This window comes from Pseudomonas deceptionensis (genome assembly GCF_900106095.1).
GTDB classification, from domain to species: domain Bacteria; phylum Pseudomonadota; class Gammaproteobacteria; order Pseudomonadales; family Pseudomonadaceae; genus Aquipseudomonas; species Aquipseudomonas deceptionensis.
Map to the genome: position 1 here is coordinate 3,320,470 of NZ_FNUD01000002.1, position 18,655 is coordinate 3,339,124.

Annotated in this window: 16 protein-coding genes; 12 read left to right on the forward strand and 4 right to left on the reverse strand. The window is 58.2% G+C overall.

Annotated elements, in window-relative coordinates; genetic code table 11:
• Positions 1-119: 119 nt before the first annotated feature.
• On the reverse strand, positions 120-827 hold the full coding sequence (locus BLW11_RS15185) for a FadR/GntR family transcriptional regulator (RefSeq protein ID WP_048362005.1): 708 nt from the start codon (positions 825-827) through the stop codon (positions 120-122).
• Positions 828-983: 156 nt separating this feature from the next.
• Here BLW11_RS15185 and BLW11_RS15190 point away from each other — a divergent pair, with 156 nt between their 5' ends.
• The 4 genes from BLW11_RS15190 to BLW11_RS15205 all read left to right on the forward strand — a co-directional run bounded on the left by BLW11_RS15190 (position 984) and on the right by BLW11_RS15205 (position 5,020).
• Positions 984-1,865, forward strand: coding sequence for a fumarylacetoacetate hydrolase family protein (locus BLW11_RS15190; protein WP_048362004.1), 882 nt, complete (start codon positions 984-986; stop codon positions 1,863-1,865).
• Positions 1,862-2,647 (forward strand): alpha/beta fold hydrolase, encoded by a 786-nt coding sequence (locus BLW11_RS15195; RefSeq protein ID WP_048362003.1) that lies wholly within the window; start codon positions 1,862-1,864, stop codon positions 2,645-2,647. The genes BLW11_RS15190 and BLW11_RS15195 overlap by 4 nt, the downstream gene beginning before the upstream one ends.
• 120 nt (positions 2,648-2,767) lie before the next feature.
• Positions 2,768-4,093, forward strand: a complete 1,326-nt coding sequence (locus BLW11_RS15200) for a metal-dependent hydrolase family protein (RefSeq protein WP_048362002.1) — start codon at positions 2,768-2,770, stop codon at positions 4,091-4,093.
• A 156-nt stretch (positions 4,094-4,249) separates the two neighbouring features.
• On the forward strand, positions 4,250-5,020 hold the full coding sequence (locus BLW11_RS15205) for a hypothetical protein (protein ID WP_053069587.1): 771 nt from the start codon (positions 4,250-4,252) through the stop codon (positions 5,018-5,020).
• Positions 5,021-5,023: 3 nt separating this feature from the next.
• Here BLW11_RS15205 and BLW11_RS15210 read toward each other — a convergent pair whose 3' ends face one another.
• Both BLW11_RS15210 and BLW11_RS15215 read right to left on the reverse strand, forming a co-directional pair.
• Entirely contained in the window at positions 5,024-5,725 is a 702-nt protein-coding gene (locus BLW11_RS15210; protein WP_425272782.1) for a FadR/GntR family transcriptional regulator, read from the reverse strand.
• A 160-nt stretch (positions 5,726-5,885) separates the two neighbouring features.
• Entirely contained in the window at positions 5,886-6,788 is a 903-nt protein-coding gene (locus tag BLW11_RS15215) for a LysR family transcriptional regulator (protein WP_048362001.1), read from the reverse strand.
• A 134-nt stretch (positions 6,789-6,922) separates the two neighbouring features.
• Between BLW11_RS15215 and BLW11_RS15220 the strand changes: the two genes are divergently transcribed.
• Positions 6,923-7,639, forward strand: coding sequence for an SDR family oxidoreductase (locus BLW11_RS15220; protein ID WP_048362000.1), 717 nt, complete (start codon positions 6,923-6,925; stop codon positions 7,637-7,639).
• A gap of 36 nt (positions 7,640-7,675) precedes the next feature.
• Complete coding sequence (locus BLW11_RS15225) at positions 7,676-8,737, forward strand: SDR family oxidoreductase (RefSeq protein WP_048361999.1); 1,062 nt, start codon at positions 7,676-7,678, stop codon at positions 8,735-8,737.
• A gap of 172 nt (positions 8,738-8,909) precedes the next feature.
• Here the strand turns inward: BLW11_RS15225 and BLW11_RS15230 are convergent, their stop codons facing one another.
• Positions 8,910-9,824, reverse strand: a complete 915-nt coding sequence (locus BLW11_RS15230) for a LysR family transcriptional regulator (RefSeq protein WP_048361998.1) — start codon at positions 9,822-9,824, stop codon at positions 8,910-8,912.
• Positions 9,825-10,102: 278 nt separating this feature from the next.
• Here BLW11_RS15230 and BLW11_RS15235 point away from each other — a divergent pair, with 278 nt between their 5' ends.
• From BLW11_RS15235 to BLW11_RS15260, 6 genes are all read left to right on the forward strand, one after another.
• The gene (locus tag BLW11_RS15235) at positions 10,103-11,125 is read left to right on the forward strand and encodes a zinc-dependent alcohol dehydrogenase family protein (RefSeq protein WP_048361997.1); all 1,023 of its coding nucleotides are present in this window, start codon (positions 10,103-10,105) and stop codon (positions 11,123-11,125) included.
• A gap of 321 nt (positions 11,126-11,446) precedes the next feature.
• Positions 11,447-12,928 (forward strand): hypothetical protein, encoded by a 1,482-nt coding sequence (locus tag BLW11_RS15240; protein WP_053069586.1) that lies wholly within the window; start codon positions 11,447-11,449, stop codon positions 12,926-12,928.
• Between the two features lie 74 nt (positions 12,929-13,002).
• On the forward strand, positions 13,003-14,652 hold the full coding sequence (locus BLW11_RS15245; protein WP_048361996.1) for a VRR-NUC domain-containing protein: 1,650 nt from the start codon (positions 13,003-13,005) through the stop codon (positions 14,650-14,652).
• Positions 14,649-16,901 (forward strand): ATP-dependent DNA helicase, encoded by a 2,253-nt coding sequence (locus BLW11_RS15250; protein WP_048361995.1) that lies wholly within the window; start codon positions 14,649-14,651, stop codon positions 16,899-16,901. Before BLW11_RS15245 ends, BLW11_RS15250 begins: the two co-directional genes overlap by 4 nt.
• 71 nt (positions 16,902-16,972) lie before the next feature.
• Entirely contained in the window at positions 16,973-17,362 is a 390-nt protein-coding gene (locus tag BLW11_RS15255) for a RidA family protein (RefSeq protein WP_003445324.1), read from the forward strand.
• 41 nt (positions 17,363-17,403) lie between these two features.
• Positions 17,404-18,621 (forward strand): amino acid deaminase, encoded by a 1,218-nt coding sequence (locus BLW11_RS15260; RefSeq protein ID WP_048361994.1) that lies wholly within the window; start codon positions 17,404-17,406, stop codon positions 18,619-18,621.
• The last annotated feature ends 34 nt before the right edge of the window (positions 18,622-18,655 follow it).

Genomic DNA, 18,655 nt, shown 5'->3' on the forward strand with positions numbered 1-18,655 from the left:
CGAAGACATGCCCCCCATTGAGCCCCTGCGCGAGTCAAGTACACGAGCGATAGTGAACGGGAATCCTGGTTCAATTCAGCATGTAGGACTGATGCGGCTGCGAATAGTGCAGAAGGGTTCTAGTTGCGACCGAAGAGGTTGCGCTGGACCTGTAACAGGTGAGCTTCAATCAGATCGCGTGAGAGCTTCTCGTCGCGGTCGCGCAGGGCATCGACAATTGCACGATGTTGCACTTCGTACTGACTGCGCCGCTCCGGGGTCAACGAGTTTTTCTTCAGGCGACCCCATTCACCTTCCTCACGGATTTGCGTGGTGAGCTCAAGGATTTTCAAAAAGAGGCTATTGTGAGTGGCTTCAGCAAAGGCCTGGTGGAGAGCGCCATCCCAATGCTCGAATTCCTCAATGGTCGTGGCGGCTTCTGATCGGATAATGCACTCGTCCATCTTCTCGAAGTCCGTTGCCGTGGCATACCGGACAATCAGGTTGGGCATCTGGGTTTCGATCAGAAGACGTGCCTCCATCAACTCGGCAGGGCTTGTTTGAACAGCTGAGGCGCGGTGTTCAACAGCGGGGGCTACCAAGCGCACATTGTCTGCAACGAAGGTGCCGCTGCCCACGGATTGAGTAATCAGCCCCATTTCTTTTAGGTTGGAAAGTACACGTCTGACAGAACCTCTGGAAGCCTGGAAGGACTCACTCAGTTCTCGTTCTGCGGGCAGCTTTTGCCCCGCGGCAAGTCGGCCGCTCTCGATCTCTTCGACGAGGTATTTGGCCAAGCTCCGTGCGCCATCTGCACGTACGGACTTTTGAGCCACTGCTTCACTCACGCTGAAAGCCTTTTATTAAGGAGGATTAAGGGTGTGTAGGAGTGAAAGGTATACCAATTGGTCTAAGGCTGCAAAAAAATGGTTGCAATGGTTCTTTTGTGGTCCTATATTCGGTTCAAGTTGAACCAAAAATAGACCAAAATAGGACCAATAACAATGAAGCTTGCAACCATTGAAAACGCCGCCGGCGAACTGTCTGTTGTACTCGTGAATAGCGAATCTGAAAGATTTTGGCCTGTTTCCGAGCTGATTTCCGGCTTCTCGGGTGACATGAACCAATTGGTACTACAGTGGGATCAGCTGAAGTCTGATCTGGTGCCGAGCGGTGAGGGTCAGTCGCTGGAAGGCGTGACACTCAAGGCGCCCCTGCTGCCGCGTCGCAACCTGTTTTGCGTGGGTAAGAATTATCACGAGCACGCAGCCGAATTCAGCAAGTCCGGTTTCGACCACAGCGCAAAAGACGGTGAAATTGCACCAGAATTTCCGGTGGTCTTCACCAAAACTCCCGACACCGTCATTGCCACAGGCGACAAAATTCCACGTCACGCCGATGTAACGGATCAACTCGACTACGAAGCTGAATTCGCCGTGATCATCGGTAAAGGCGGCCTTGGCATCAGCAAGGCGGACGCCTACGCTCACGTATTTGGCTACACCATTGTCAACGACATGACCGCCCGTGACCTGCAGAAGAACCACCGCCAATGGTTCTTGGGCAAATCACTCGACGGCTTTGCGCCGATGGGCCCATGGATTTCCACGCCCGACGAAGTCAATGTCGCGGATGCCTCCATTCAGTGCTGGGTCAATGGTGAGCTACGCCAGAACTCCAACATCGGCCAGCTGATTTTCGACATTCCACACCTGATTGAAACCATTTCCGCCGGCATCGAGCTCAAACCAGGTGACGTGATCGTGACCGGCACCCCAGTGGGCGTGGGCATCGGCTTTACGCCGCCGCGCTTCTTGCAGTCGGGCGATGTCGTTCGCATCGAAATCGTCGGCATCGGCGCTCTGGAGAATGAGGTGGCAGAGTGACTACCCAGATCCTGAACGGCATTGCCGTCGAGGTTTCAGGGGAAGGCGATCCACTGCTGTGCATTCACGGCTTGGGCGGTTCTTCGAATACCTGGACCCCAGTTCTGCCAGCCTTTGACGGCTTCAAGGTTATTCGCTTCGACCTGCCAGGCAGCGGGCGCTCCGCGCTGGCCAGTAAGCCGCTCTCGATTGAGCTGTATGTGCAGACGGTTGAACACGTGCTTGAAGCGTTGGGCGTCGACAAAGTTCACGTCGTCGCCCACTCGATGGGCACCATCGTAGCCGCCCACTTCGCTGCACGGCACCCCGCCCGGGTGAACAGCATGGCGCTGTTCGGTCCGCTGCTGGCTCCACCGGATGCGGGCCGCCCAGGTATTCAGGCCCGTGCCGATCTGGCCCGTAGTGGTGGAGTAGAGGCGATGCAGGACATTGCCGATGCGATCGTAAAAGGTGCCACCGCCCAGCAAACCAAAGACAGCCAGCCTGCCGTTGTCGCTTTGGTGCGTGAATGCATCATGCGTCAGCCTGCCGAGGGCTACAGTCAGAGTTGTGAGGCGCTGTCGAAAGCCCAACCCGCCACAGTGGAAAACATCATTGCGCCGGTGCTGCTGGTGACCGGCGATCAGGATGGCGTGGCTCCCGGGCCGGCTGTCAAAGCCTTTACCGAGCGCCTGGCCAAGGGGCGCATGGTGACGTTTGACGAATGCGGGCATTGGACGACCTTCGAAAAGCCCGTGCAGTGCATCGCCGAGCTCAAGCAGTTCTACCAGTCTATTGCGTGAGCTTCATGGCAGTCGGCCTTCGCCTGAAGCCGGCCGCCATGATTTAAGCAGGAGTGTTTCTACAGCCGCCAACGCGTTCAGGCGCTGTGTATCCCTGATAAAAGATTTCGGAGAATTCAGATGCATAACAATAAGATTGCATTCACGAATGTCACCATTTTCGACGCAAGCGGTGACAAGCCTTACAAAGGCAGCGTGCTGGTTGAGGACAATCGCATCAAACGCATTGTTCGCGGCACCGCGAAGCTGCACGACCTCGATGCGCAAACCATCGATGGTAAGGGCGCGTTTCTGATGCCCGGCATGACCGAAGCCCACACCCACTTCTCGTGGAATGACCAACCTTCCCTGGCCGCCATTCAAATGATGCCGCCTGAAGAACACATCCTCTGGTGCGTCGGCGTCGCCAAGCGCTACCTCGATATGGGCTGGACATCCTGCATCGGTGCAGCTGCGGCGAAAGCGCGGCTGGACGTTGTGCTGCGTAACGCGATCAACTCGGGTCAATTTCCAGGCCCGCGCTATCTTGCCGGCAGTCAGGAAGTGTCGACCATCGGCGCGCTGGGCGACAATACCCTGCCGCACCTGCCTTTTCCCGAATTGAACTTCGGCGCCCTGTGCTGCGGCCCGGAAGAGATTCGCAAGACCGTCCGAACTTTCATCAAGTACGGCGTCGATCACCTGAAGATCAATCTTTCCGGCGAATACATTGCCGGTATTGCGGCAGAAACCTCGCCGTTTGCTGAAGAAGAAATCGCTATGCTGGTTTCCGAAGCCAAGCGCTTCGGAAAGCGCGTCGCAGCGCATGCGCGCTCGGCGGAGTCGGTCAAACAGTGTGTGCGTTACGGCATCGACATGATTTACCACGCCAGCTTCGCAGACGAAGAAGCACTGGACATGCTCGAAGCGAACAAGGAAAAACACTTCGTCGCGCCTGGCCTGGCCTGGTTGATTCGCACCACCTACAACGCCTCCGAATGGGGTGTTACCCCGGCGATTGCAGAAAAAATGGGCTACAAACGCGAGCTGGAAGCCGCGTGTGAAACCCTGCAAAAAATGCATAAACGGGGCATTCGGGTTCTTCCCGGAGGTGACTATGGGTTTGCCTGGATGCCACACGGCACCAACGCCATGGACCTCGAATACTTCACCACCTACCTGGGCATGAGCAACATGGAAGCGCTGATTTCGGCGACCCGTTACGGTGGCCAGATCATGATGCAAGGCAGTGAGCTGGGCCAGGTCAAGGAGGGCTTCCTGGCTGACTTGATGTTGGTCACCGGCAACCCGCTGGCAGATATCAAGGTGCTGCAAGACCCTGAAAAAATCGCGCTGGTCATGAAAGACGGTGTGATCCACAAAAGCTCTTTTCAGATCCAGCCTCCGGGCGCTGTCATCCACCATATGCCAGCCCATAAAACCGCCAGGGTAACTGCCCACTCCTGATCCAGGGCGCCTCACGGCGCCTTGATTCAATTCGTCCGATAACCCGGCACTGATCGCAGGATCAGGGTCTTGAATGCTCTTTGCCTGAAGCTCGCCGATCCCGTCTGCGTGCGGCGTAGCTGTGTGTCTCCATAAAAACAACAATCGAGATAGACCATGAAAAAAATAATAATCCCCGCTGCAGTACTGTGTGGTTTTCCGGGTTTTTGCTATGCGGCTGACTACCCTGAATTCAATATCAACGTGCTGAGTGCCATGGCAACGGGAAACTCCAAGGCGGATCCTATTCTGGGCACGGGTACGTCAGACAAGAACCTGACGACTTACCAGTTCGAGCACTTCAGCACCTTCAAGTACGGCGATATTTACCTGGATGCTGAACTGTATAAAGGTCACGACGTTGGAGGGGAGGGGGCCGCTTCTGGTGGGTCAGGCAAAGACTCGCAGAGCTTACTGGTCGCCAACCCAAGGCTAAGTCTGGGCAAGATGACAGGCCGGTCATTTGCATTTGGGCCAATTACCGATGTGTCGCTGATCGCCCGTTGGGAAGACGCCAGCTATGGCGATTTCCGTTCAAGAAACTACGGACTTTCGCTCAACTTCGACGTACCTGGATTCGCTTATTTTGAGTCGGGGCTGTTGCAGCGCACCACTAACTACAACGACCCGACCTGGCTGTGGCGCTCCTACCTGATCTCCAAACCCTGGGAGATTGCCGGTCAGCAGTTTAACTTCACGCTGCTCTCGTTGATCAACGGCACCGATCACAACGGCACCGAGTATTTCACTCGCCCCGAGGTGCTGTGGCACGTCGACAAAGCCGGCGCCTTTCAGTTGGGCGTAAGGGTCGAGACCCATCACTATGACATTGGCGGAGACCGCTACGAAAGAGTCTCCCCAAACATCATATTCAAATGGTTTTTGTAACGGTTACTTCCAGAACGTAGCGCCGATTCGATTAATCCACTTGGCATTGCCCGGGCGTGTGCCCAGCAACGCGTCAAGTTTATCGATTAAGGGCACAAGCATGTTGCGTGCTGCAGAGGCTGCAGCCTCTTCGTCACTTGCAACGATCGCATCGAGGATCGCGTGGTGATCAGCGAGGCTTGGCTCTGGGAGATCAGCATCTGAAAAGATGCTTTTCGTATGGCTGTTAATAGAGGCGGTGAAATAGGCATATAGCGCCTGCAAAGCATCATTGTGTGAAGCGGTTGCGATCGCGACATGGAAGTCGCGGTCACGGTCCAGGAACTCGTCGAGAATGCTTTCGCTGGTGTATTCACCGCGGACGGCGAGGGCGCCCTTCAGGCGAGCTATATCTTCAGGCGTACGACGCCGGGCAGCAAAACGAGCCGCCTCGGACTCTAGCAGGCACTGCAATTCGATATGATCGCGCAGACCGGCACGGTTCAGCTTGCTGACCGTTTGGGCAGGGTCCAGCTCACGACGCACATAGGTACCATCGCCTTGGCGAACCTCCAGCATGCCCGCGTGTGAAAGCACGCGTATTGCTTCCCTGACGGTGTTGCGCCCAACCGCGAATTGTTCGGCGAGCTCCGCTTCCTTGGGAATGCACTCACCGACCTTCCAGACGCGCTGATCGATCAGCGAACGAATGCTTCGATAGTGGATTCAACCAGTGATAGGCGCGGGACGGGGGGTTGAGCTGGTTTTTCTATTAATTAATTCTCGACTGACGCGATAGATCCTGAGATCCCATCTATTCCATTATACACAGAGCGGTTTGGCTAACGCCGTGACGCGAGTGTCACCATGACCGACTCTGTGATACTCAAGAGTCAGGCTGATCCGTAAATCCCAAGCGATTCTGTAAGAAGTTGGCCAATGTGCGTACCCGCTCGGGAATGTAGCGAGTGGGAGGAAAGACCAGGAAAAATTCGAATTCGTCCTCGGATTGCCAGTCGCCAAACATCGGAATCAGTTTCCCCCGTTTGACTTCACCATTACCGTAATAGCTGGGTACCTGGATGATCCCCAGGCCACTGCGCGCTGCGGCGACGAGCGCCAGGCCACTGTCGCTGCCGACCCGACCCATTGGTTGAAGGTGATGCACGCTTTTGCCTTTTCGATAGCTCCAGCGTCGACCCAGTAATGATAGGCACAGCGCTGGCGGCAACTCTCCAGGATGCTTGCAACCGGATACCGACGTCAGCAGGGAAGGGGCAATCAGTGTGCGAAGAGGAAACGTGATGAGGCGCTTGGCGATCAGGTTCGAGTCGGCAAGTGGGCCGAGCCTGACGCTTATATCGACGCCTTCGCTGACCAGGTCGACGTTGCGCGCAGTGACATTGATAAACAGGTGAATGCCTGGATACGCCAACGCGAACTCTGCCAATAATGGCGGAAGCGTGGTTTCTGCGAAGTGCCCCGCCAAACTGATTTTAATATTCCCTCTCAGTTGTGAGCGACCCAAGCGAACCTCATCGTGGGCCTCTTCAATTCCGTCCATCAGCCCGCGGCATTGCTTATAGAAGGCCTGTCCCGCTTCTGTCGGTATGCAGCCGCGCGCCGTGCGTTGCAACAACTGTTGCCCCAACCTGCTTTCCAGCGCGCCCACCTTGCGGCTGAGGTTTGCAACTGACGAGTCAAGGATCTTCGCTGCTGCGCTGAAGCTTCCTCCCTCAACAGTGGCAACAAGCTCCGGTATTCCATCGAGTATGTTTGGCTTTCCCATAGTGCAAAGCTGCTTCTCTTTTTTGGATCTACCTAGTCATTATTCGTAAGCATACGCTAACGGCTACTTTACGTATGCGCTTGCGGCGAACGCATCTCGCGCCCCTGTGAGCCCTGAAGATTGGGAGAACCTGTATGTCATATCAAGGCAAAAAAGTAGTCATTCTCGGTGGGGGTTCCGGTATGGGCCTAGCATTGGCCAAAAAGGTGATTTCCTCCGGTGGAACGGTGGTCATCGGTGGTCGTAATGCCGCCAAGCTCGACAATGCGGCAGCTATGCTGGGTGATCGGGCGAGCTATATCGCGTTTGATCTGGGGGACGAGGCAGCGGTCAAAGCCGCGTTCGAGAAAATAGGCGCGTTCGATCATTTGGTGACGACTGCCGCTGAGCTGACGTTCGCTGCAGTGTCTGATCTCACGACCGAGCAAGTCGAATCAATGCTCGTGTCAAAGTTTTGGGGGCCGTTTTATGCCTCGAAATACGCTGCACCCCACATCGCGAAAAACGGCTCGATTACGTTCTTTTCGGGGCTGGCGGCCTATCGTCCAGCCCCGGGGGCTTCGATTGTCGCAGCGTTAAACGCAGCGCTCGAAGGTTTTGCCATGACGTTGGCGCTGGAAATCAAACCCGTGCGGGTCAATGTAGTGTCGCCAGGCGTTGTCGATACGCCAACGTGGGACTTCCTGGGTGCCGAAGACCGTCAAGGCTTGTTCGACAGCGTAGCGGGCAGCCTTCCGGTCGGGCGTGTTGGTCAGGCTGATGATCTCGCAGACGCCGCGTTGTCGTTGATGGGGAATGGTTTTATCAACGGTACTGTTCTCCATGTCGATGGGGGTGGCCGCATTGCTTGATGCCTACGCTTTTTACTTCACAACGAGGGTTTTCCAATGAGCGATAAACACGTAGCACTGGTCGTGGGTTCCAGCGGCATCATTGGCAGTGCACTGGTGGAAACGCTGCTCGGCGCAAACGACTGGACCGTTCGTGCCTTGCGTAAAACCAGCGTTGCCGGGGTTGAGGCTATCGATTGTGATTTGAGTGATGCCCAGGCAACGCGGCGAGCACTTGAAGCCGCCTCTGATACTACCCACGTCTTTTATGCGGCGTTGCAGACCCATGCGGAGTTGGCGCGCGAGTCTGAAATCAACACCGAGATGCTGCGTAACGTACTCGACGGATTAAAGGCAAACGGTGCACCACTGAAGCGGGTTGTGCACTACCAGGGCGCGAAGGTTTACGGCGTACATCTGGGGGCGTGTGTCGCACCTTTTTATGAAGATGACCCTCGGCACGTGGCGGCCAACTTCTACTACGCCCAAGAGGATCTGCTCAGGGCAAGGCAGGTCAGTGACGGCCTGGATTGGAGCATACTCAGGCCCGATGTAGTGGTAGGCGATATCGCCGGCAACCCGATGAACATCGCGATGGTGATCGGCGTCTTCGCTGCGCTGAGCAAGCAGGCAGGCGTACCTCTGCGGTTCCCAGGCTCCATGCGCACATACCGTGAGGTAGTTGCTCAATTCACTGATGCGCACTGGCTGGCACGTGCAAGCCTTTGGGCAGCGCTGGCACCGAATGCACGTAACGAAGCTTTCAACCTGGTGGGTGAACCTGTGCGCTGGGAGCGCATCTGGATCAAGATCGCCGATGCGCTGAAGATGGATGTTGCCACGCCTCAGCCGTTTTCCCTCGCCAAGCATATGCCGGGTAAGGCGCAGGACTGGGAGCGATTGGCGAGTGAACATAACCTCGACACTTTGCCCTATGAAAAGCTGGTTGGCTGGCCGTTTGGTGATTTCATTTTCAACACCGAGTTCGACATGATTTCCGATATGAACAAGATCCGTCGTGCCGGGTTCACTGAGGTTGTGAACAACGAAGAGATCATGGTTGATGCCTTGAAATGGCTTTCGGACAAGGGATTCATACCGAGCAGCGATGCTAGTTAAGCTATGTAAGCCGCAGTTGATACGGTAACTGAAAAGCGGCTCAAGATTTTTTGAGCCGCTGTCGCCATTTTGTGGGTACGAGATTACGGCTTTCGTTCTGTGGCGCTGCCTTCGCGCAGGGTCGCGGTAGCGTTCGTACACCACAGCCCGTTTTGGCCATTTTTGTAGCCGATCAAAGACTGTCCGGGTCCCCAAAAAACATCTGAATCCGCGAGCGCAACCAGCGCTCGCCGGGGTCGTTGTCCTGGGCGCCGCGCCAGGCCATGTGCAGTTCAAAGCTTTGCACCTCCAGCGGAGGATCTTCGGCGCGTACTCCGCCGGCCGCAGTGAGGGCTTCGGCGGTGTAGTCGGGGACGGTGGCGATGATGTCGGTGCCCGCCAGCAGGGTGCTCAGGCCATTGAACTGCGGTACGGCCAGTACCACGTGGCGCTTGCGGCCCATTTTTTCCAGCTCGGTGTCTATAAAGCCACTCAGGTCGCCGGCAAATGAGACCAGGGCGTGGGGCCGCTCGCAGAAGTCATCCAGGCTCATTGCGCCGGGCATGGTGTCGGCCCGCAACAGCTTGGGCCGGCTGCGCCGCAATACCTTGCGCTTGGCATTGGCAGGCAGGTCGCTGGTGTAGCTGACGCCCACCGAGATTTCGCCCGAAGCCAGCAGGGGCGGCATCAGAATGTAGTTGACCCGCCGCACCACCAGGACGATACCCGGCGCTTCAGCACGCAAGCGCTTGAGCAGCAGGGGCAGCAGCGCGAACTCGACATCGTCCGAGAGGCCGATCCGGAACACCGAGGTGCTGGTGGCCGGGTTGAACTCTGACGCGCGGCTCACCGCCGTGGAAATCGAGTCCAGGGCCGGTGACAGCAGGGCAAAAATCTCGATCGCCCGTGCGGTGGGTTCCATGCTGCGCCCTGTGCGCACAAAAAGCGGGTCATCGAACAAATTGCGCAGGCGTGACAATGCTGCACTGATGGCCGGCTGCCCCAGGAAAAGTTTCTCGGCTGCGCGGGTCACACTGCGTTCATGCATCAGGGTTTCAAAGACGATCAGCAGGTTCAGATCGACGCGACGCAAGTCGTTACGGTTCATCGGGCAGGCTTCACAGGGGAGTCAACAGGTAGTGAGGTAACGGATCTTACTGGCAAAATCGTTTTTTCGTCACTCGGTAGATTTTGTTTTGATCTTACATGGCGAAGGTTTCTCATCTATTTACGGCGGTTTTCCTTGGTTTTTAGGGGGCGCACCGGCTAGCAATCTGTCTGCGGATCAATGTCAGGCATGTCGACTATTAATGCTGTCTGTTAGTCTTGCGCACAAAGCCCGGATAAAGTCCCGTGGTATTAGCGATTAATTAGGCGAGGTTTGTAATGTCGCGCACGATCCGTTTTCACAAGTTTGGTCCGGCCGAAGTGCTCAAGTGCGAAGAGCACGAAGTCGCCGCGCCTGCGCCTGGCGAAGTGCAGGTCCGTGTCGAAGCCATTGGCATCAGCTGGTACGACGTGCTGTGGCGCCAGAATCTGGCCCCAAGCCAGGCCCGGCTGCCTGCCGGTATCGGCCATGAAATGGCAGGTGTTGTCACCGCCGTCGGCGCGGGCGTGGATGATCTGGCCATCGGAGACAAGGTCGCCAGCTTTCCCGGCCAAAGCGCCAACGACTACCCCACATATGGCGAGCTGATCTTGATGCCGCGCTCCACGCTGACCCGCTACCCGGACGTATTGTCTGCGGTTGAAGCCAGCGTGCATTACACGCCGTTGTTGATCGCCTACTTCGCCTATGTCGATCTGGCGCAGGTCAAGCCCGGGCAAACGGTGTTGATCACCGATGCCAGCCACTGCGCCGGACCTTCGTTTGTGCAGTTGGGCAAGGCGCTGGGCCTGAAGGTGATTGCCGCGACCAAAGACGCCGCCGAGCGCGAATGCCTGCTGAGCCTGGGTGCCGACAAAGTGATCGTCACCGAAGAGCAAGACCTGCTGATGCAGATCAACAAGATCACCGACAACAAAGGCGTGGACGTGGTGCTCGATGGCCTGGGCGGCCCGCAAATGTCGGTGTTGGGTGACGTGCTGGCACCTCGTGGCAGTCTGGTGCTGTATGGCCTGCAAGGCGGCAATCAAACCCGCTTCCCGGGCTGTGCCTGCTTCCAGAAGAACATCAAGTTTTTTGTCCACTGCATCGGCAACTTCACCGGCAAGCCGGAACTGGGCATTGCTCAGGATGAGGAAGCCATGAAGCGCGCTCTGCGCGACATCAACCAGCTGACCGCTGACCGGGTGCTGACGCCACTGGAAATACGGGTGTTCCCGTTTGAGCAGTACGTTGAGGCGCATCGCTATATGGACGATTGCCCATGCCGCGGGCGAGTCGCGCTGCAACTGACCCCGGCCTGAACCCGCGCTGCCGGGCAGCACTCAAGTCAACGGCTGAAAAAAGCCCCTGAACATTGCGTTCAGGGGCTTTTTTGTGTGCCCGGGCAAACAGGTTGTTTAAGGGGGCGTCACGGCCCTTTACCGTTTCAGGCCCGTGCAGGGGAAAAAAATTATTCACAAATATGTCACATGCTACATATTGTATTTTTTTAGCGGATTTTATGTAGGGCTATTCCTGTGCGTATGTGCGCTGCGTCTGTTCCGGGGCGGAGGGTAGAGGTAAATGTGGGCGCGTCCAGTTGGGCTGCTGATAATGCAGTGCTCGAACTGGAGGAGTCATCCATGAACAACTTCCATGAACAAGCAATGTGTTTTGTGTATCAACAAGTGCTTCAGCGACTATTGGGTTGTTTCAGCCGTCCCGAACGTATTGCTTTGCAACTGTTGATTCAGCGTTTATTGGTGGCGGCGGGGGGCGTGGACAATATCGGGCGCTATCGGGTCATAGTGGTTCACGAGGGGGGCAAGGAGTGCGCTTATGCATTGGCTTTTTTACGGGCAGCCCAGCTCAGTATTGCGGGGCGTTCGCCCGATACATTCATGTTGCGCGTTGCCATACTGCGCCAGCCGCGATTGACTGCCAATGTAATGGGCCGTATTCAGGCTCAATGCAGTGGGTTGTTTGTCTATGACGACAACCGAGTGGAGTTGCTGTTGGTGGATGAGCACGAGGTGACCCGATTGCAGGCGCCGGCAGCCTTTGAACGCCTGACATCGGTCATTAATCGCACGCAGGTACTGATGTCGGGGCACCTGACCCAGGGGGATGCGCGGGCCACGTTCTTTTACTCCGACCTGTTGTCACGGGCCAGGCTGTATCACCGTGCGTGCGAGTGGGGCGGTGAGGTAGACGCCTTGATTGACCGTCGCCCGCCTGCCCGCCTTGGGCAATACATGGCGTGGATCCGGCGGGTTGCTCACCAGCAGGGGCATGTGTTGCAGGGCGGGCAGCGGGAGGGGCTCGAAAGTGTGATCAAGTTGTGCTGCAAGCTGGATGACGACTATAAACAGTTGTTGCGCCTGTCAACGGCATCGGAGGGTGATGTCGGGGGTGGCGCAGCCGCCAATGAGATCAACGTCATTAATGTGTTTGATTGCCTGTCCCAGGAAGTGGATATTTCGCGCTCTCAGGTACTGATGTTTGTAGAGGGCCCCTGGAATATAAAAGTGCTGGATATAGAAGAGCCTCAGGCTGCTGTCGTGTTATTGGCCGCCCACGAGCACGGATTGCGTGGGGTCTATAAATACGGCGTTGAATACAGCGTCGGGGTAGATGCCTACTTGCGCCGTGCTTCGATGGAGAACGAGTGCAATGAGCGATTTAAAGGGCAACTGGTCAAGCAATTGGGGGCGGCTTTTAATACGGCCAAAAGAATAGAAAAATTGCACGGTGCCGCTACCCAATACCTGAGAGAGCTGCACGGTGTCAGTGACGAGCAGTTGGGGTGTTTTATGTGCTCACCTTTTGTTGACCAGGGCCGTGGTCTGCAAGCGTTCTTGCAAGCGTGCTACCCCGAAAAGCTGGCGTTGCTCAACGGGTTCCGGCAGGTGCTGATGGGGCAACCCCTATCATTACAAGAGGATGCGACCTGGCTGGTGTCGGTGAGCGGCTTGCCTCTGGACTCACTTCAAGCGCTGTACCACATGCAAAATATCGACTTCAGGCAAGGCCGCTCCCTGATTGCCGCCCTTTGGGCCCACGACCCGAACAGGCAGCCCTGGCACTCGGCCCCTGCGTGTTATGGCGCGCCGCTCATCCAATAGGATTTGCCAGAACACTGGGCAAACTGATATCTGTACGCATATCCAGTATCAAAAGCCAGTGGTCCGTTCTGCCCGTGATTTCCAATCCCCTTGAAGACCCGTTTTACTACCTGAAGAATTTCCAGCATGTACTCGGCTGGATCGCTGCCCGTTATGACGACGTGTTAAGTGATGACGAGCACCGCTTTATTGCCGGGTTTTCCGAGCTGCCCGGCACGTCGCAAGCGTTGTGGGTACGCATGGTGATGCGCAAGGGTCAGCATTTTCGGGCCAGCAAGCTGAGCTATCCGGAAATCGGCGATGCGTCTCAGGCCGCAGCCCCCTTGCTGGCCTCAGGCTGGCTCAGTGATCAGGCGCCCCTGGCATTGGCCGAGGTGTTCGAAGTCCTGCAAAAGCCTGAAATCCTGGCCCGTTTCAGTGGGCATATCGTGCAGCCCAAGGCTAAAAAATCAGAGTGGCTGGCGGCGCTGGCGGTGGATTTTACCCAGCATCAAAGCCTGGCCCAGTGGCATCCCGACCTGACAGAACCGCTTTACACCCTCAACCACCGGCCCCTGTGCGATCGCCTGCGGCTGATGTTTTTTGGCAACCTCAGTCAGAGCTGGTCAGACCTGGTGCTGGCGGATCTGGGCCTGTTCACTTACGAACAAGTCGACTTCAGCCATGAGTCGCGGGCGCTGCGCAATCGGGCCGACATTGATGGTTATTTGCATCTGTATGCCTGCCGTGAGCAGTTCGAGGCGGGGGGCTGTGTGGCTGAAGTGTTGCAACGGGTGCTCGACTATCAGGCGGATAACCGATGGCTGCAACGACGTCGCGCTCGCTTGCTGTTTCAACTCGGCCAGCACCTGGAACGCATCGACGATTTGCCAATGGCGTTGCAGGTCTACCAGCAGAGCCAGCACCCTGATGCACGCCAGCGCAGCATCCGGGTGCTTGAGCGTCAGGGTGAGTACGCGCAGGCACTGAGCCTGGCAGACACTGCGCAACAGGCGCCGCGCACTGATGCCGAACAGCAGCATCTGCTGCGGATCATCCCGCGGTTGAGGCGCAAGCTCGGGCTATCGGCGCTTGCGGTTTCCAGGCCCGGCCCACCCGACCGGCTGGACCTCAGCCTGCCACGGGACGACGCCACCTGCGTTGAACTCATGATGGTCGCGCACCTGCATGCGCCCCAGGCCCCGGTGCATTATGTGGAAAATACCCTGATCAACGGGCTGTTTGGCTTGCTGTGCTGGCCGGCCATCTTTGCGCCGTTGCCGGGGGCGTTTTTCCACCCGTTTCAGAGTGGCCCGGCCGACCTGCTGGAGGAGGACTTCGGCCTGCGCCGTGCCGAGCTGTTCGACGCCTGCCTGGCACAGCTGGACGACGGGCGTTACCTGCACACCATCCGCGCTGCGTATGCTGCCAAATACGGTGTGCAGTCGTCCTTTGTGGCCTGGAATTACCTGAACCCGACCCTGCTCGAACAGGCGCTGGAGTGCTTGCCGCCTGCGCACCTGAAGCTTTGGTTCCGGCGCCTGTTGCTGGATATAAAGGCCAACCGCACCGGCATGCCTGACCTGATCCAGTTTTACCCGGCACAAAAAACCTACCGCATGCTGGAGGTCAAGGGCCCGGGCGATCGTTTGCAAGACAACCAGCTGCGCTGGCTGGCCTTTTGCGAAGCGCATCAGATGCCGGTCACCGTGTGCTACGTGCAATGGCAGGAGCCCCAGGTTTGAGTTATCGCGTTGCGGTGCGCGCCCTGTGCGAATTCACGGCCAAGGCGGGAGATCTGGATTTGCGCTTCACGCCTTCGCCCACGGCCCAGCAGGGGATTGCCGGGCACCGTACGGTGGCGGCGCGGCGCGGTGGACAGTATCAGGCAGAACTGAGCCTGGAAGGCGAGTACGGTGCCTTGACCGTGCGGGGCAGGGCAGACGGCTACGACCCGGCAGGCAATGTGCTGGAAGAAGTGAAAACCTTTCGCGGCGATTTTGCCGCCATCCCGGCCAATCATCGCCAGTTGCACTGGGCGCAGGCCCGGGTCTACGGTTGGCTGTTGTGCCAGAGCCTGCAACTGGAGCACGTCAACCTGGCGCTGGTGTACTTCGATATCGTCAGCGAAAAGGAAACCCGGCTTCAGGAGCGCTGGTCGGCCGCGGACCTGGAGCAGTTTTTCAATCAGCAATGTGCGTTGTTCCTGAGCTGGGCCGAGCAGGAAATGGCCCATCGCATTGCTCGGGATGAGGCCGCCCGTACACTGACCTTCCCCCATGCCGGGTTCCGCACCGGGCAACGGGCCCTGGCCGAGGCGGTCTACAAGACGGCCAGCACCGGTCGCTGTCTCATGGCCCAGGCGCCCACCGGGATCGGTAAAACCATCGGTACCCTGTTCCCGCTGCTCAAGGCCATGCCCGGCCAGCAGCTCGACAAGGTGCTGTTCCTCACGGCCAAGACCCCGGGGCGCAAGCTGGCCCTGGATGCGGCGCAGGTGCTCTACCCAAAGGCCCTGAACGCGCCGCTGCGGGTATTGGAGCTGGTAGCGCGGGACAAGGCCTGCGAATACCCGCAGAACGCCTGCAATGGCGACTCCTGCCCGCTGGCCAAGGGCTTTTATGATCGCTTGCCGGCCGCGCGGCTGGAGGCGGTTGCCCGCTCGCCCCTCGATCAACAGACCCTGCGCGGCGTAGCCCTGGCACACGGGGTATGCCCGTACTACCTGAGCCAGGAGATGGCGCGCTGGGCGGATGTGGTGATCGCCGACTACAACTATTACTTCGACTTTACGGCGCTGCTCTATGGCCTGGCCCAGGCCAGCCAGTGGCGGGTTGCGACCCTGGTGGACGAGGCTCACAACCTGGTGGAACGCGCTCGCCAGATGTACAGCGCAAGCCTTGACCAGCAGACCCTAAATAACGTGCGCCACACCGCCCCGGCAGCGCTCGACAAACCGTTCAAGCGCCTGAACCGTGAATGGAACGCCCTGCACAAGGAGCAAGTCGGGCCGTATCAGGTTCACTCGCAACTGCCGGCCAAATGGCTGAGTGCCTTGAGTGCGTGCATCACCGCCATCGGTGACTACCTCAACGATCACCCTCAGGGGCTGAGCGGCAACCTGCAAGGGTTCTACTTTGAAGCCTTGCAGTTCAACCGGGTGGCGGAGCTGTTTGACGCGCACTTTCTGTTTGATGTCAGCCTGCGCGAAGACGGCAAACGGCGTTTGTCGCAGCTCAACCTGCGCAATATCGTGCCTGCCGCCTTCATCGGCCCGCGTCTGGCCAGCGCCCGGTGCAATGTGCTGTTCTCGGCCACCCTGAGCCCGCAAACCTACTACGCCAACCTGCTGGGTTTGCCGGCGGACACCGTGTGGATGGATGTCGAGTCACCGTTCCAGGCCGAGCAGCTGCACGTGCAGGTGATCAGCCAGATTTCTACCCGCTTTGTGCATCGCCAGGCTTCACTGGCGCCGATTGTCGAGTTGATCGCCCGCCAGTTTGAACAGCGGCCGGGTAACTACCTGGCGTTTTTCAGCAGTTTCGATTACTTGCAGCAGGTCGCCGAACTGCTCGCCGAGCGCCATCCGCACATCCCCCGGTGGTTGCAGGCGCGGCGCATGGATGAAGCGGCGCGCCAGGGGTTTCTCGATCAGTTCACGATGTCGAGCCAGGGTGTCGGCTTTGCAGTGCTGGGCGGCGCCTTCGGTGAAGGCATTGACCTGCCCGGTGCGCGGTTGATCGGCGCCTTTGTGGCGACCCTGGGGCTGGCCCAGTTCAACCCGGTCAACGAGCAGATCAAACAGCGCATGGCCGCACTGTTTGGCGCCGGGTATGACTACACCTACCTGTATCCGGGTGTGCAAAAAGTAGTGCAGGCCGCCGGGCGGGTGATCCGCACCCAGAGCGACCAGGGCACGCTGTTTTTGATTGACGACCGCTTTGCCGAACGCAAAGTGCAGCAGTTGCTGCCGAGCTGGTGGCGATTGGGTTGAGGGTGCGACGTTGTGGCACACTGTTCGACCAGCGGCGCATGAGGCGCCTTTCCTACAGTGGAGTTCCCCCTATGAGCATCAAACGTTTTGGTACCGGCGCAGTGGGTGCAGGTGGTCAGCCTTTGCCTTTCGCCCGTGCGGTTGAGGCTGACGGCTGGCTGCATGTGTCCGGTCAGGTGGCCATGGAAAACGGCGAAATCATCAATGGCGGGATCGTCGAGCAAACCCACAAAACCATGCAAAACCTGATCGCGATCCTCGAAGAAGCCGGTTATGGCCTTGAAGACGTGGTCCGCGCCGGTGTCTGGCTGCAAGACCCCCGCGATTTCTGGAGCTTCAACAAGGTATTTGCCTCGTACTTCAAAAGCGAACACGCCCCGGCACGTGCCTGTGTGCAGGCGATGATGATGGTCGATTGCCGGGTCGAGATCGACTGCATTGCCTACAAAGCCAAGCGCTAACACCGTTATCGCGCATAAAAACAATACGTGAGGAGTCGAGTGTGTCGAAGACGCTGAACCAAGCCCCGGTGCTTAAAGGCGCTGCCAGCCCCGGCGACAGCCTGGTACGTGATGTGAGCTTGCCCGCGCTGGTGATTCACCGTGACGCGCTGGAGCACAATATTCGCTGGATGCAGGACTTTGTGACCCGCAGTGGTGCAGTGCTCGCGCCCCATGGCAAAACCAGCATGACGCCGGCACTGTTTCGCCGTCAGCTGGAGCAGGGCGCCTGGGGCCTGACCCTGGCCAGCGCGGTGCAGACCTGCACGGCCTATGCCGGCGGTGTGCGTCGCGTGCTCATGGCCAACCAGCTGGTGGGTCGGGCCAATATGGCGCTGATTGCCCGGTTGCTGACAGACCCCGGGTTCGAGTTTCACTGCATGGTCGATCACCCCGACAACGTGGCGGCATTGGGGGCGTTTTTCGCCGAACGCGGCCAGCGCCTGAATGTCATGATCGAGTACGGCGTGGTGGGCGGGCGTTGTGGCTGCCGTTCCGAGCAAGAAGTCATGGCGCTGGCGGAGGCCATCAAGGCACAACCGGCCCTGGCTTTGACCGGGATCGAGGGTTACGAAGGCGTGATCCACGGCGAACACGCGGTCAGCGGGATTCGTGCGTTTGCAGCTTCGCTGGTGCGTCTGGCGCTGCAGTTGCAACGTGACGGCGCGTTTGCGCTGGACAAGCCGATCATCACCGCATCGGGCTCGGCCTGGTACGACCTGATTGCCGAAGGCTTCGAAGCCGAGGCTGCCAGCGGGCGTTTTCTCAGCGTGCTGCGCCCCGGCAGTTACGTGGTCCACGACCACGGTATCTACAAGGAGGCGCAATGCTGCGTGCTTGACCGTCGCAGCGACTTGCAGGAAGGCTTGCGCCCGGCGCTGGAAGTCTGGGCCCATGTGCAATCGTTGCCCGAGCCCGGCTTTGCAGTGATTGCGCTGGGCAAGCGTGACGTGGCCTACGACGCGGGTTTGCCGATACCGTTAAAGCGGTATCGCGAAGGGGTACTGCCGGCAGTGGGGGATGACGTCAGCGGGTGCAAGGTCACGGCGGTGATGGACCAGCATGCCTTTATGACCGTTGCGCCGGGCACTGAGCTGCACATCGGCGACATCATCAGCTTTGGCACCTCGCACCCTTGCCTGACGTTTGACAAGTGGCGTACTGGCTGCCTGGTGGACGAGCAGTCGAATGTGGTTGAGAGCCTTGCCATAGAGTTCTGAGGCCAAAAAGCCCTCACTCTCTTCCCGAGGGTGA

Bases quoted from the DNA above. Each gene is read 5' to 3' on its own strand.
- BLW11_RS15190 (WP_048362004.1), top strand. From the start codon at position 984: ATGAAGCTTGCAACCATTGAAAACGCCGCCGGCGAACTGTCTGTTGTA.
- BLW11_RS15235 (WP_048361997.1), top strand. From the start codon at position 10,103: ATGTCGCGCACGATCCGTTTTCACAAGTTTGGTCCGGCCGAAGTGCTC.
- BLW11_RS15215 (WP_048362001.1), bottom strand. From the start codon at position 6,788: ATGGGAAAGCCAAACATACTCGATGGAATACCGGAGCTTGTTGCCACT.
- BLW11_RS15225 (WP_048361999.1), top strand. From the start codon at position 7,676: ATGAGCGATAAACACGTAGCACTGGTCGTGGGTTCCAGCGGCATCATT.
- BLW11_RS15240 (WP_053069586.1), top strand. From the start codon at position 11,447: ATGAACAACTTCCATGAACAAGCAATGTGTTTTGTGTATCAACAAGTG.
- BLW11_RS15200 (WP_048362002.1), top strand. From the start codon at position 2,768: ATGCATAACAATAAGATTGCATTCACGAATGTCACCATTTTCGACGCA.
- BLW11_RS15220 (WP_048362000.1), top strand. From the start codon at position 6,923: ATGTCATATCAAGGCAAAAAAGTAGTCATTCTCGGTGGGGGTTCCGGT.
- BLW11_RS15255 (WP_003445324.1), top strand. From the start codon at position 16,973: ATGAGCATCAAACGTTTTGGTACCGGCGCAGTGGGTGCAGGTGGTCAG.
- BLW11_RS15230 (WP_048361998.1), bottom strand. From the start codon at position 9,824: ATGAACCGTAACGACTTGCGTCGCGTCGATCTGAACCTGCTGATCGTC.
- BLW11_RS15205 (WP_053069587.1), top strand. From the start codon at position 4,250: ATGAAAAAAATAATAATCCCCGCTGCAGTACTGTGTGGTTTTCCGGGT.